Origin of the sequence: Anabaena sp. PCC 7108 (assembly GCF_000332135.1) — a bacterium.
In the GTDB taxonomy this organism is placed as follows: Bacteria; Cyanobacteriota; Cyanobacteriia; order Cyanobacteriales; family Nostocaceae; genus Anabaena.
The window spans coordinates 3501940-3516984 of the sequence record NZ_KB235896.1 but is presented as its reverse complement, the minus strand read 5'-3'; the positions used below and the strand labels follow the sequence as shown (position 1 = coordinate 3516984).

The 15045-nt window shown below is 37.2% G+C and carries 12 protein-coding genes and 1 pseudogene; 9 read left to right on the top strand and 4 right to left on the bottom strand.

From position 1 onward, the window contains the following. Nucleotides 1-3 precede the first annotated feature (3 nt). The 9 genes and pseudogenes from ANA7108_RS0116595 to ANA7108_RS31405 all read left to right on the top strand — a co-directional run. Nucleotides 4-1212 carry a DNA cytosine methyltransferase gene (locus tag ANA7108_RS0116595; RefSeq protein WP_016951927.1) on the top strand — a complete coding sequence of 403 codons (1209 nt, stop codon included), beginning with the start codon at nt 4-6 and terminating at the stop codon, nt 1210-1212. Nucleotides 1213-1234: 22 nt separating this feature from the next. Next, nucleotides 1235-1867 carry an Eco29kI family restriction endonuclease gene (locus tag ANA7108_RS0116590; protein ID WP_016951926.1) on the top strand — a complete coding sequence of 211 codons (633 nt, stop codon included), beginning with the start codon at nt 1235-1237 and terminating at the stop codon, nt 1865-1867. Nucleotides 1868-1918: 51 nt separating this feature from the next. Next, nucleotides 1919-3352 (top strand): carotenoid oxygenase family protein, encoded by a 1434-nt coding sequence (locus tag ANA7108_RS0116585; RefSeq protein ID WP_016951925.1) that lies wholly within the window; start codon nt 1919-1921, stop codon nt 3350-3352. A 216-nt stretch (nt 3353-3568) separates the two neighbouring features. After that, nucleotides 3569-4834: a hypothetical protein gene (locus tag ANA7108_RS0116580; RefSeq protein WP_016951924.1), complete on the top strand. Its 1266-nt coding sequence runs from the start codon at nt 3569-3571 to the stop codon at nt 4832-4834. Next, nucleotides 4831-5547, top strand: a complete 717-nt coding sequence (locus tag ANA7108_RS27515; RefSeq protein ID WP_016951923.1) for an FkbM family methyltransferase — start codon at nt 4831-4833, stop codon at nt 5545-5547. Before ANA7108_RS0116580 ends, ANA7108_RS27515 begins: the two co-directional genes overlap by 4 nt. Before the next feature lie 409 nt (nt 5548-5956). Then, complete coding sequence (locus ANA7108_RS0116570) at nt 5957-7138, top strand: glycosyltransferase family 4 protein (RefSeq protein WP_016951922.1); 1182 nt, start codon at nt 5957-5959, stop codon at nt 7136-7138. Between the two features lie 10 nt (nt 7139-7148). Beyond that, nucleotides 7149-8306 carry a glycosyltransferase family 4 protein gene (locus ANA7108_RS0116565; RefSeq protein WP_016951921.1) on the top strand — a complete coding sequence of 386 codons (1158 nt, stop codon included), beginning with the start codon at nt 7149-7151 and terminating at the stop codon, nt 8304-8306. Between the two features lie 101 nt (nt 8307-8407). After that, the gene (locus ANA7108_RS0116560; RefSeq protein WP_237741520.1) at nt 8408-9526 is read left to right on the top strand and encodes a glycosyltransferase family 4 protein; all 1119 of its coding nucleotides are present in this window, start codon (nt 8408-8410) and stop codon (nt 9524-9526) included. Nucleotides 9527-10136: 610 nt separating this feature from the next. Continuing rightward, nucleotides 10137-10301: pseudogene (locus tag ANA7108_RS31405) on the top strand (DapH/DapD/GlmU-related protein); the annotation flags it as partial. Nucleotides 10302-10308: 7 nt separating this feature from the next. Here the strand turns inward: ANA7108_RS31405 and ANA7108_RS0116550 are convergent. The 4 genes from ANA7108_RS0116550 to ANA7108_RS0116535 form a co-directional block, all read right to left on the bottom strand. Beyond that, nucleotides 10309-11445, bottom strand: coding sequence for a glycosyltransferase family 4 protein (locus ANA7108_RS0116550; RefSeq protein ID WP_016951918.1), 1137 nt, complete (start codon nt 11443-11445; stop codon nt 10309-10311). Between the two features lie 62 nt (nt 11446-11507). Then, nucleotides 11508-12311, bottom strand: a complete 804-nt coding sequence (locus ANA7108_RS28230; protein ID WP_016951917.1) for a class I SAM-dependent methyltransferase — start codon at nt 12309-12311, stop codon at nt 11508-11510. Between the two features lie 134 nt (nt 12312-12445). After that, nucleotides 12446-13813: a hypothetical protein gene (locus tag ANA7108_RS0116540; protein ID WP_016951916.1), complete on the bottom strand. Its 1368-nt coding sequence runs from the start codon at nt 13811-13813 to the stop codon at nt 12446-12448. Nucleotides 13814-13830: 17 nt separating this feature from the next. Beyond that, on the bottom strand, nt 13831-14976 hold the full coding sequence (locus ANA7108_RS0116535; protein WP_016951915.1) for a glycosyltransferase family 4 protein: 1146 nt from the start codon (nt 14974-14976) through the stop codon (nt 13831-13833). Nucleotides 14977-15045 lie beyond the last annotated feature (69 nt).

Here is a 15045-nt window from a genome sequence, read left to right as displayed (position 1 = left end):
AACGTGTCTAAATTCAAATCACTAGAATTATTTACAGGTGCTGGAGGTTTAGCGATGGGATGCACTCGCGCTGATTTCCATCATCAGGCACTTGTGGAAAGAGATAAACATAGTTGTCACACCATCCGCGAAAATCAGCAGCGAGGGATGGAACTTGTGAGTGACTGGTGTATCCATCAAATGGATGTGGTTGATTTTGACTACTCCAATGTGAGAACAGAAATAGACGTTTTAGCAGGTGGTCCACCTTGTCAACCTTTTTCTATTGGTGGCAACCATAATGGTTATTTAGATAAACGGGATATGTTTCCCGAATTTTTCCGCGCTGTACGAGAATTACGTCCCAAAGCTTTTTTAATAGAAAATGTCCGTGGTTTAGTGCGGCCTAATTTTATTAATTATTTTGAGTATATTCTTTTACAGTTAAATTATCCTGAACTGCAACCCCAGGCTGATGAATCTTGGGCTGACCATTTAGCAAGACTTGAGCAACATCAGCGCAGTAATATCAAGAATGAACTTAATTATCGGGTAAAGTGGCAGTTATTAAATGCTGCTAATTATGGAGTACCACAGAAACGGGAACGAGTGTTTATTGTTGGTTTCCGTTCTGATTTAAAAATTAACTGGTCTTTTCCTGAACCAACCCATACAGAAGAGGCGCTAATTTGCGATAAATGGGTGACAGGTGAATATTGGGAGCGTCACTGTATTGCTAAATTATATCGCCCAGAAATGCCCAAAAAAATACGCAGTAGCTATCAACAAAAAGGAGCGAGTTTACTGGGTAGTATAACTTCGCCTTGGCTGACTGTGCGAGATGCTATAGCCGACTTACCACCACCTGAAAAAACTACTTTAGCAGCAGAAATTCCTAATCATATCTACATTCCTGGTGCTAAACGCTATCCAGGCCACACGGGTAGTCCTTGGGATGAACCAGCCAAAACCCTAAAAGCAGGTGTACATGGTGTTCCTGGTGGTGAAAATATGCTTGCTTTTCCCGACGGACAAGTCCGCTATTTTACGGTACGTGAGGCTGCAAGATTGCAAACTTTCCCTGATGATTACTACTTTCCTTGTGCTTGGGGTGAGTCCATGCGTCAAATTGGTAATGCTGTACCTGTTACCCTGGCTTATATTATCGCTACTAGCATCCGTACCCATTTACAAAAAGTTGACTCTCGGCTCAAAATTAAGACTGCTGTCTAGTTATTTATAGTTACAATTTTTCATGCCATTAGAAGTTTTTCAAGCACCTCCAACACTACGTGACCAGTTAATTGAGTTTCAAGCTAGACAGCATTGTTATCCTCTCAGTGAACTGGAAGAAGTCAAAGAAGAGTTAGCTGGCTATGTTGGTGTCTATTTACTTTATTACAGGGGAGAATTTCCGCTTTACTCAGCTATAACTTACGCTAATCAAAATTCTTGTTGTCTGCCAATTTATATTGGCAAAGCAGAAAATCCAGGGAAGCGGACTGGAACAGGAACTATTACAGGCGGTTTAATTGGTCGTTTAAGAGAACATAGAAATTCTATTTGCCAAGCTAACAATCTTGATGTCGCAGATTTTTACTTTACCGTAGTAGCAATGGCTGTGGATTTAGTTGCTTGGGGTGAGTCTGTGCTGATTCGACATTTTCGTCCTGTTTGGTGCAGTATCATTTCTGGCTTTGGCATTCATGCACCCGGTAAAGGACGGAGCTTACAAATGCGATCTTTATGGGATGAAATACACTCAGGCAGATCCTTTGCTACAGCCTTACCTCCTAATCCCATCACTATTTCTAATCTACAGCCACAGGTAACTCAACATGGTCAAAAGTTGTGTGTGCATTTAGGATGTCCGTGTTTAGATAAATAAAGATAGAAACTTACTGTTAAAGAATTTCTCACAAATCTCTAATTTAGAACTATGCAAACAATTGATAAAAAGTCAAACAAAAAAACTTGGTCAAAAGCTATATCCCAACCAGCAACAGAATTTCCTCCCACTCAATTACCTGTTATTGCTGGTAAAATTCCTGATGGTTTGCGAGGTACACTTTACCGTAATGGTGCAGCTAGATTGCAACGGGGCGGTGTTTCAGTAGGACATTGGTTTGATGGAGATGGGGCAATTTTAGCCGTCGATTTTACTGATACTGGTGCGACTGGTGTTTATCGCTATGTGCAGACTGCTGGTTATCAAGAAGAAACTGCTGCGGGTAAATTTCTGTATGGTAATTATGGCATGACTGCACCGGGTCCCATTTGGAATCAATGGCAAAAACCTGTTAAACACGCTGCAAATACTTCTGTTTTAGCATTACCTGATAAATTACTGGCACTATGGGAAGGTGATAATCCTTATGCGTTAGATTTGCAAACTTTAGAAACCAAAGGTTTAGATAATTTAGATGGGTTGGAAAAAAAACAACCTTATTCTGCACATCCTAAAGTTGATTATGCAACGGGGGAAATTTTTAATTTTGGTGTAAGTCCGGGAGCAAATGCGATATTAAGTCTCTACAAAAGTGACTTTACTGGCAAAGTTTTGAAAACAGCAAAATTGACATTATCAGGTTTTCCCGTCATCCATGATTTTGTGTTAGCAGGACAATATTTAATATTTTTTCCTCCTGCTGTACATTTAAATGTTTGGCCTGTTTTGTTGGGAATTAGTAGTTACAGTGATTCGCTGCAATGGTTGCCACAAAAAGGAACTAAGATTTTAGTAATTGACAGAGAAACTTTATCTTTAGTAAGTGAAGGAATTACAGAACCTTGGTTTCAATGGCATTTTGGTAATGGTTATGTTGATGATAGCGGTACTGTAATTGTAGATTTTGCTAAATATGCAGATTTTCAAACTAATGAATTTTTGAGAGAAGTAGCGACTGGAAAAACTCAAACAGTTGCTAAAACTACCTTTACGCGTGTACAACTTAATCCGCAAACAGGGAAAGTAACGGGAATTGAAACTCTGTTAAATAGAACTTGTGAATTTCCTAATGTTCCACCACAAAATGTTGGTAAGTTCTCTCGTTATAGCTATATGTCTATTTTTCGGGAAGGAACAGATGTTGAAGGAGAAATATTAAATGGTATTGCTGGTTTTGATCATCAAACTGGAACTTTGTCAGAAGCAGACTTGGGCGAAAATCGCTATCCTTGTGAACCTCTCCCAGCACAAGACAATCAAAACCCTGAGCAAAGTTGGATTTTAACAGTAGTTTACGATGGTAATACTAATAGTAGCGAGGTTTGGATATTTGAGAGCCAACACTTGAACGATGAACCAGTTTGTAAACTCCGATTACCCAGCGTTATTCCCCACAGCTTTCACGGTACTTGGAAACCCGCTTAATTAATTTGAACCTTTTAGTAGACAGGATTATTTTGATTTGTGCAGACATCTCTTCTATAGAAACTTATGCAGATCCTTAAAAAAATAGTAAAATTAACGGATTGACAAGTATAAGGAAGTACTTTAACCTTAGTTAGAGTAATACTGCACGGAGTTTGTGGATTTATCTAAATGAAAATTGACTGTCTACTAATAAGAAGAGACGAGTAAATATATATGTCTCTACCTGCCAATTTTGTTCATTGGACTAAAGTACTTAGTAAGTTTGTCTCTATTGAAATTTTAGTTCAAGCTTTGAGTGTATCTAGTGGAATCTTTATAGTTCGCACCCTAAATCAGAAAGAATATGCTTACTACACCATTGCTACTACAATGCAAGGAACAATGACCTTATTAGCTGATATGGGCATCAGCATTGGACTATCAGCAATTGGTGGTAAAGTGTGGCAAGATAGGTATCGCTTTGGACAGCTAATCAATACAGCTTTACATCTTCGCTATTATCTAGCTGCTGTTTCCATTGCATTTGTAACACCAATTTCGATCTGGATGCTATTCAAAAATGGAGCTTCCCTGCCGTATGCTGTTCTAATTACAATTACGATACTGGTAGGACTTTATTTTCAATTGACTATTGGTGTGCTGAATATTGTACCCCGTCTTCATTCACAAGTTAGTCGAATTCAGAAACTGGATTTAACGTTGAATATTTCTAGAATAGTCTTATTGGGGCTTTCTTATCTAACATTTTTTAACACATTTGTAGTCACATCTGCGGCCTCAATGGCATTAGGAATACAGCGATTAGTTCTAGGAAATTTAGTAATTGATAATATTGATAGGAAAGCCCCATTGAATGAAGAAGATAAGACAGAAATTACTAAAATTATTCAAAAATCAGCACCTAATACAATATTTTACTGTTTCCAAGGACAAATTACCGTCTGGTTGCTGAGTATTTTTGGCAGTGTCGAAACTGTGGCTGAAATTGGAGCCTTAGGGCGTTTATCGGTTATTTTTGCAGTTATTAGCTCAGTTATGAATGGCATTGTACTACCAAGCTTTGCTCGCTGTCAGTCTCCAAAGCTTCTCTTCCGTCGCTATTGTCAAATCATCTGCACAATGTGTATATTTTCAGCAGCTTTAGTAGGTTTATCAGCACTTTTTCCTAGTCAATTTCTATGGATACTAGGCTCTAAATATGCACATTTACAGTCAGAATTAATTTTAGTCATAGTCAGTTCAGGATTGTTTTTTGTTGTTAATACTATGTGGTCTCTCAATGCTTCTAAAGCATGGCTTGATCTTGTCTGGTTACAGATACCTGGAACACTTATGGCACAAATATTTGCAGTTATATTGGTAAATGTATCTACACTTAAAGGAGCAATTATATTCGGAATGGTTCCTTTGATTCCAGGGATTATATTAAATTCATACATGACTTATAAAGGTTTAAAGAATACTAGCCTAAATATATGAATATTTTAGAGAAATTTCTGATTAAATTGAAGTTTACCGTTTGGGCTAGACTTAAAGCTAATGTCTATCCAAGCTTTTATCATTCTCATTCTCAATTTGGCGAAGACATGGTTGTGAGATTTTTAACTAATGATATTAAGAAAGGATTTTATATAGACATTGGCGCTCACCATCCAGTTTATTATTCTAATACTCATCACTTCTATTGCAAAGGCTGGCAAGGAATTAATATTGATGGCGCTCCCGGTATCATGGAAATATTCCAAGCTTTACGACCAAGAGATATAAATTTAGAGCTTTTATTGCATCCAGAAAAAAAATTAGAACCCGTAGTTTTTTATTTATTTGATCAGGCTGCATATAATACTTTTGATCAAGAGATGGCTGACAAAGCTTTATCTATGGGAGTAAAATTAGTTGAAAAAAAGACTTTGACAACAAGTACACTTGAAGAAGTTTTAGATTTATACTTGCCAAAAGGAACTAATATTGATTTAATGAGTGTTGATATAGAAGGTATGGATGAAGCAATTCTTATGTCTAATAATTGGGAAATATACAAGCCGAAAATTATAATCTTTGAAAAACATGATATTTCTCTAAAAGAAATTGAAAATTTAAAAATTATTAATTATTTAGGTAAATATGGATATGAAATAGTAGGGAAATGTGGACCATCTTTGATTATGAAATTACAAACTCTCATGAGTTAAACAAAGCTATCTATTTTATTTTGACGAGAGGATTTTATATAGATATTAGCGCTCACCATCCAGTTTATGATTCTAATACTCATCATTTCTATTGCAAAGACGGGCAAGAAATTAATATCGATGGCGCTCCCGGTATCATGGAAATATACAAGCCGAAAATTAAAGTGTTTGAAACAATCCCTTCGCTCAAACCCTAAAACTCTCTAAAACCCTATTGATATCGTAACGATTGCATTGGTGTTCAGCCTTATTTTTGGCAAATTGGCGAATGTATTGTTGAAAAATATGATATTACTCTAAAAGAATTTGAAAGTTTAGAACTTATTGATTAGTTAGGTAAATATGGATATGAACTAGTAGCTAAATCTGGACTTTCATTGATCATAAAATTACAAAAAAGAATTAGGTTATGAAAAGTTTATCAATATTTGTGCATTCAGCTTCAGAGTACTTAACTAACTACGAATCTCACGGCGATGGTCTAATTTGCTTCTCTTTATTGAACGGATTAGCTAGACGCAACCATGATATTTTTGCTTACACAAACTATGCTGCCATATCCCAGGAAGATCCTCATTTACAGGTTCAACCAGGTGGAAGACATCGTGTCCCTTTTGACTCCTTGGCTTTTTGGGAGCATTCCTGGAGAGCCGATAATTGGTTGGAGAATTTAAGCCATAAACATGATATTGATATTGTGTGGCGAATGCACCCTTATGGAACAGGTTGTCCGACAGTACCTAAAACTCTGGGTAAACCTTTGGTAGTTGGACCCCTATTTTATAACTGGCCAGAAAATGAGGCAATGAGGGCTAAACCAAGATTTGGCATTGGTATAGAAAAATTTGTTCGGCCTTTAGCCGAACAAGGATGGCATCGAACATTACAGGCTGCTTCTCTGATTATTTGTGCGACGAGTAAACACGCTGAATCTATTCAAAATCAGTTTCCCCAAGCTAAAGTATTATGCTTACCAGTTATTGTAGATCCTCCTATTTCCGATCTCCCTTCAATTAGGGAAATTACTGATAAATCATTACCTTTTCACCTATTATTTGTTGCCAACTTACTGCCAAATAAAAATCCTTTAATCTTTTGTCAAGCAGTTAAGCTTCTGCGTGATCATGGAATTAATGTCAAAGCAACACTTTTAGGAGATGGTTCCGAGCGTTCAAATATAGAAGCTTTTCGTACTTCCGAGAAATTGGAGGATACTATATATCTACAAGGAAAAGTTCCTAATAACGAAGTTTATAACTATCTACAAAATGCAGATTTGCTAATTTCAACTTCTTTGGGTGAACCTTATGGCCGTAGTATAGTTGAGGCTATGTCTATGGGAACACCCTGTATTTGTCATGATTCAGGTGGACCAGCAGAAATTATTGAAAATGAAGTTGATGGATTACTGGTTAAGGAACTGACTAGCAAGGCTTTTGCAGATGCGATCGCCCAAATTTATACTAATCGTCAAACTTGGCAATATTTATCTAAAAATGCCATAAACAAAGCTAGAAATTGGAGAAGTGAAGTAGTATTAACTTGTTTAGAGAATACCTTATTAGAACTTAGTCAGACAAAAAATTCTTAAGAGGCAGTTAATGAAAATACTTTTTTGTAGTCCAATAGTTCCTTCTAAAGAATTAGGAATGTCAAAAGTCTTAATAGAATTGATAGAAGAACTGCAAGAACTAGGCTGGCTATGTAAGTTATTAAGTCCAACAGATATTTGCCCGGATATATTAAGTTATACCGGAATCAAGTATCAACAAATTTATTCTCAATCTTTAAAGAATTATTTGCATGAATATGCTTCAGAATATGATGTCATAGACTATGATCATGTCTATCTTCCTTATTCAAGAGATGAATTTATTAATTCAACTCTATTTGTTGCTAGATCAGTTTTACTGGTACATCATTATGAAACCCTTACTATTCCCATCCCCAATAATTTGAAGGGCAAGATTGCTAATCTCATAAAAAGAGCCTCAAGAAAAGCTCAGGTTCAGAACTGGATTAGGGATGCCACACTGACTATTCGAGAAGCTGATCTCGTTAATGTGAGTAATGATGATGATAAAACAGAATTAATCAGACGAGGAATACCAGCTGACAAGATATCTGTAATTCCTTATGGTATTAGTCAAAGTAGAAGGCTTTTGTTCGATAATATTTCCAGCTTGTCTCCTGTTAAACCTACTGTAGCTTTTATTGGCACATTCGACCCCCGCAAAGGCTCTAATGATTTTCCTAAAATTGTGCAGTATATTTCAGAAGTAATTCCCAACGTAAAATTTCGTTTAATGGGTGGACGCTACAAAACAGAAAAAGAAGTTTTAGGACATTTTCATCAGAGACTGAGGAACAAAATTGAAGTTATATCTAACTTTGATTCAGAAGAACTACCCAAGCTACTTGCTACTTGCTCCGTAGGAATTTTTCCTTCATATTTGGAAGGCTTTGGATTTGGAGTTTTAGAAATGCTTGCTGCTTCTATTCCTGTGATTGCTTATGATGTTCCTGGTCCACCAATGATGCTACCACCTGAGTATTTAGTGCCTAGAGGAGATATCAAAGGCATGAGTGACAAAGTAATCAATTTGTTACATAATCAAGAAAAACTTCAAGTTGCTCGTCTGTGGGCTAAACAGCAATCTCAAAAGTTTTCCTGGCAGCATATTGCCCAAATCACCAGTGAAACTTACCTGCGCTGTCTGGAATCTAAAAGAACAGTTAACAAAACTACCAGGGAATAACTGCATATTCTCTGTCAGTAGCAACTAAAATTTAGCCTTTGCTATCATCATAAATGCGAATTTTACGGATAAGTACTGCTTCTAATAATCGAACAGGTGGTATGTCTCGTGCAATGTACTGCACTGGGGATACGCTAATAACTATGGGTCATCAAGTTGATTATATATTCGGCGAATACTGGCAGTTAAGGGCATCTGTTATTCCGAAGCGATTCACTGTGCCACTACAAATACCAGAATTAATTTACAGCCTAGCTCAGAAAGGCAAACAGTATGATGTTGTCGAGATTCATGAACCTCTGGCAGCTCCTTACTGTTTCAATCGTAAAATTAATCAGAATCTACCACCTGTAGTATTATTTTCACATGGTTTGGAAAAACGTAACCAATTAGCGGAACTAGCTTATAGACGGCAGAAATGTCTTCCTGTTTCTCTCTCCCTTCGCTTCTTACGGTTAACGGTTTTACAGGCAATGTATGGGTTGCAAAATTGCGATCATGTGATTTGTTTAAATTCAGAGGATAATGGTTATCTACAACAAATTGGTGTGGATAAAAACAGGATTACTCAAGTTAATAATGGTGTTGAATCACAGTTTTTGCTCGCAGGTGAAATTTTAGCACCAGCCAGTCTATCTCGCTCAGGAATCTTGTTTTTGGGAAGTTGGGTGTTACGAAAAGGCACATTGGATTTAGTTCCAGCTATAAGCCAGGTTATGCAACATCATCCATCGCTTCAGTTTACTATTGCTGGTTGTGGTTTTGATGCTGATACTGTTTTAGCAGATTTTGCTGAAGATATCCGTTCTCGAATCCAGATAATCCCAAAAATATCAAATAATGAAGAACTAATTGAGATTTACCGTCAGCATTCAATATTAGTATTACCTTCCTATTTTGAAGGTCAGCCATTGACAATGTTTGAAGCTGCTGCTATGGGATTGGCCATTGTGACAACTAATATCTGTGGCATGGCTGATTTTATTGAGAATGGCATTAATGGTATTACAGTTTCAGTTGGTGATGTTGAATCTCTTACCCAATCTTTAGATCATTTAGTTGAAAATCAAACTCTAGCGCGTTCTCTTGGGGAAGCAGCTAGACAAAAAGTACAGGCATATACATGGGAAAGTGCAGGAGAGAAAATTGCCAAGGCTTATGAAAAAGCTATTCAGAGTAATAAAAAGCATCTATCCTCGAAATTAGGACTTACGCATTGACAAGATTCCTCAAATATGTAATATGAATTATATTTCTTGTAGGGTGCGTCAGACACGATATTTTCACAAAAAACAGATTCTCTCTATCTGACGCACCTTACTCAATAAGTTATTCCCAAAGGCGAAAACGACGCAATTTCGTTCATTCACATCATGGCAGATTCGTACAGTGCGTAAGTCCTAGAAATATATTTTTTTGGTTGTGAAGCTATAAGGTGGAGAAAGTTTAGCTATGAGTATATTAGGAAATATACAGCGTATAGTTCGGTTCAAAATAATCTCCCAGTCAAATATTAGAGTCGATCATTTAAATGTTGGAATTCCTTTAAGTGCAAAACTAAAAACAGATAATTCAAGTTTTATTGAATTTAAAGATTATTTTAATGTTGGTAGATATAGCACTATATTGGCATTATTGAATTCAAATATTAAAATTGGAAAAGATTTTCATTTAGGGGATTTTAGTATCATTCACTGTGTAGATGCCGCAATAATTATTGGTGATAATTGTATGATTGGACCACAAGCTCAACTGATTTCTACAAACCACGATTATTTATCAAAAAATACACTAATCAGAGACCAGGGGATGGGGGGTATATCTAAAAAAGGAATTAATATTGGCAATGATTGTTGGATAGGTGGTGGTGCGTGCATCTTGCCAGGAGTAAATCTTGGTGATGGAGTGGTTGTTGGAGCTATGGCAGTTGTAACGAAAGATGTTGCTCCTTATAGTGTTGTCGCTGGTAATCCTGCTAAAGTAATCAAAGTCAGAGAATAGGTTAAAAGCAAGAATCAAAAAAATCTAATATATCTTTTGCCATATTATCCCAAGTATAACCTCGTAATTCCTGGGAAAAAGAAAATTCTAACTTACTATAATGTGTTTTATCTTTACCCCATTTTTCCAGTCTTGTTGCCAAATCAACCGCATCATCAGGATTAGGAATTAACAAGTCTTGTAACTCCTCTGGATAGCGTTCTGCCACCCCAGCATTAGCACTAACTAAAGCAGGTATTCCACAACATAAAGCTTCATGGACTCCCAATCCATAAGCCTCGTAACGAGTGGGAGCAACTAGACAATCAGCCGCTTGCAACAATTTGGGAACATCAGCACGAAAACCCAAAAAATGAATATTAGAAATACCAGCAATAGCAGCACGACTCTGCCATTTTGTTAATTCGGCACCAACTCCAATCACTACCAATTCAGCATCCCAATTAGGTAAATTACATAACTGTTCCCAAGCTGTAAACAGAGTATCAAATCCTTTACGGCGATCGCTTAAAGCACCAATAAATATTACAAATTTTTTATCTTCTTTCCATCCTAGTTGCTGACGCAGTGCGGCTTTTTCTTCTGGTGTTACCGGATAAAATACTTGCGGTTCAATTCCATAATATACTGTGTGCAGTTTTTGCTCAGAAATAGCCAATTTCTCAATCAAATCTTGTTTAGTACGATTTGAATTAACAATGATTATCCGTGCAGAGTTTAATGCTTTTTTTTCTGCATCTAAAAACATCTGACGTGAAACCGAACCCTTCAACTGACGCAGTAACCCAGCTTTATGATCAGGTTGGTAAGCTGCGTGAACATAATGTACCCAGTTCACATCTGGCCATTGGCAATTACCACCATTGACCAAGACTCTACCTCCATTTGCAGCTAATCGCTGTGCCAAAATACGTCCCATTTTGTTTAGTAAAGGACTGCTGAGTAGATAAGAATTCCCGACTTTTGGTACTCGATGGAATTTAACATTGGGATAAGCTAATAATTCATTAGCTACTCGATGAGCTACTAAATGTACTTGTTCACCTTGTCTTGCTAAATAGTCAGCCAAAGCAAAATTGGCTCTGTCCATGCCACCAGTTTTGACAAAATCCCCTGTTACTAACAGATAAGACTTCATAAACCAATCCTTTCAGAAATTCTTTGACATTGAATTTGCGTTCAGTATTGTAGTGGAATTGATCAACTTTCAGAAAGGTCACTTTTCTTCTCTGCTACAATTAGTACGTTATAGGCTAATCCCATACCCCAATCACAAGACATATCCCATTGGTGTAACTCACTGATTGTTTTATATAAAATATTATTCATGCGATTCATCCGATAGAAAGGCCACTCTAGCCAATTACAAATTGGGCTAAAAAAGCACCCTCTACCTCGAATGTGATAAATATTAAATAGCGGTTCTAGTAGAGCTTTAAGTTCGGGTATGGTGAAGTGATGATGCCAGACTATATCGTGTTTCTGTTCAGCATATCCTAACTCTCTTCCACTTCCGCCTACAAGCTTGCTCACAGTATAAAAAAGGGACGGAAACATCAGTCGAAAATTTGCTGGGTCTAAGAAATGAAAAAGACCTCTTGCGGGTACAGTTATGAGCAGTTTGCCATTATTTGCAAGAACTCGGTGAATTTCTTCTATCAGAAAAGGACGAAGATCAAAGGGAATATGCTCTAGGACTTCAGTACAATTAACTACGTCAACACTTGCATCTTTAATGGGCAGTCTATCGGCTGAATTATGATACAGTTCAACTTGATCAATATCTTTGAGATTATCTCTTGCTAACTCAATTGCGTGGGGATTGATATCGATACCATAAAGTTTTTTAACCCCCAACTCGCTGGCAAACTTGAGACCCAGCCCTACATTACACCCTACATCAAGGATACTTTCTGTATGTTCTGGCAAATAGTGCATTGTCAGATGAGGAGGTAGATGTGCAGAACGGGAATTTGTATTGGTGTGCTTTTTGAATTTGAACATATATCCAGGATTTTGTGTGATTAATAAATGTTTAGCTACTACAATTCGGGACTAATCAAAGGCAAAATGACAATTTACCCAATCAATGTCACCTGTTTTAACAAAATCCCCTGTTACTAGCAAATAAGACTTCATCACTGCACATCTAAAGGTTTTTGATCCAAAATATGATTAGCAGCTACAAACAATGCTGTATTTAGTAACCAGAACTCCATACCGCCTTGACTCATAAAAATGGGATAGTTGAAGGTCAACGCTACCACCCCAATGTCATAAGCAAAAATTAACCCTCCCCACAGTGCAAAATCTCCTAATTTGCGATTAATAGCAATATTCCATGCTGTCTGACAAGCCCCATAAAGAGAAAAAACATAAGCAAATATTAGTGGCACTCCCCCATCTAGCAACCATGCTGTCCACTGAATTTCTACCCAAATTGGTTGAGATACCAGGTCGGCATTATCACCAAAATAGCCATTTATCATCCCCCAACGTCCCAAACCTGCACCCAAAGGATATTTAGGTAATAAATTCTCAATAGTATTTTGCAAAAACCCCCCCCTGTGTTGTTGGTAAATTTCCTGAGGAGAACCAGCAAACAAGCTAGTTATGCGTTGTAAAGTTGATTCTCCTCCAATGGCTATTGCCCAAAAAAATGTACCTGCAAACAAGCCCGTCACACCTGAGATCATCACTGTCGCACGCGCAACTTGACCTGTTCTGATTAAGACTACTGCCAAAACAACCATAGAAATAGCAGCCAATACCAAAATAGAACGAATTTGAGTTAGGTAGATGCAAAATAAACCCAGAGCAGCACTACTAACCCCAGCAATTCTGATAATCGGGTTTTTATTTTTGAGCGCAAATACAACCCCGAATAAAAGAGCATATAAACCAGAACTGGCTGCACCTCCAGGTACGTCAGTTAAGCCCATTGGTCTATATACTTGTGCGCCATTAGCTAATGTGATTAATAAGTCCTTTCCACCAAAAGCGTTATTTTGAATCACAGTAGAAACAGCTAACTGAAATTTCCCTGGATAGTAAACCTGTAACACCCCAAAAATGGCACTTAATGTGTTAATGCCCCACATCATAAACATTAAGCTTTCAAAAGCTTTGGGTGTAATTTTTAATCCTCTGACCCAAAAAAGAGGACTGAGAATAGCAAGATACATTGCTCCTTGAGCTAATCCTGCCGTTACCGAATTAATATAAGGATTCAAACAAAACTCTAGTAGCATAATTGCTAGGACTATCATTGCTGGCATAGTCGCTGGATGTGTCTTTTTATGTGAGCAAGGTAGCCACACCAATAAAAACAAACCTAGGGCAAAGGAAGCAATCCGCATTGGTACTCGGAAAAGACCGATTGCGGGGAATAAGAGTAATATTTGCAGGAAAAACTGTAACAGGATAAAAGTGTGCGCCCATGTCCAGTGTAGTTTTGCTGCTATGGGAATGGAATTGAAGGAAGACTGTGTTGTTTTTAAAGTCATTGAGTTTATTTTTATATTTATACTTCAAAAGATTCTAGTGTAGTCAATAACTTTGAACTAATATGAGACCAAGTAAATTCACGAGCAAATAATTCCTTTGCCCCATCAGATAGCAATTTTCGCTGTAGAGGATTTGACGCTAACTCTAACACTGCCTGAGCAAAATCATCAGGTGCTTTAACATCCACTAGAAAAAGTGATTTCCCGTGTTCTTGCATTAGCATACTATCTGTAGCACTGCCAAATGTGGCAACAGTTGGAATTCCATGCTGAAGACCAGTCATAAAAGAAGTATTTCTTGTTGATACTCCTTCATCAATAGGGACTAGATAAATATCCATAGCAGCAAACCGCCGCGAAACTTCTTCAGGTGAAAATGGTCCTTCAGCTAATAGAGGTACATCTGTTAAGCCAGATTTTGCCCCAACAGTATCGTGTCCGATATACATTACTAAAACCTCAAATCCCTCAGCTTGAATTTTCTTGACGGCATTGATTATATGATCTAATCTGCGTACTCTCTGAATACGTCCAAACATTCCAAGAACTATCGTTTGTGGTGAGATCCTTAAGCTTTCACGAACCTTAGCTCTATCTGTAGGCACTTGGGGAATATTTGAACTGACGGGCAGATGTTGAATCAGTTTATTTGGAAACCAACTATTAAGTATGGAAACCCAAGGTTCTATAACAGTAAAAATCGTATCCACAGCACACCCAAGTAACCACAATTGTGCTTTTAGTAATTGCGCCAATACTGCTAATTTTCTATTCTGAATATGTATAAATGACTCATGTACAATAACTCCGATTTTAACTTTCGGACATAGCCGTTTTAGTATATTTATTGCCAGAGGTATATATGGATTTAAACCATAACGTGTTCCATAACCAAACGGATCGTATTGAAGGATAACCCAATCAGGTGGATCTTCACGAATGAATTTAATGATTGAAAAAAAACTCTCAGGTTTCACATAGCTGAATATCGGCTCGACTTTGAATTGTGTAAAGTTGTCTATTTCCCCAAATGCCACTAAAACTTTAACTTCAATTATTTTGGCTAATTCTGTTGCTAGGTAGGCAGTATGATCGCCAACTCCACAGAGTTTAGGTGGAAAGGTAGAATTTATCAAGTATAATTTATGAATTTTTATTTCCATACCCACAGAATTCCTGTATTAACATACCCAAGTTGACCATCTTTAACTTTTGAACAATAAATTTCAACG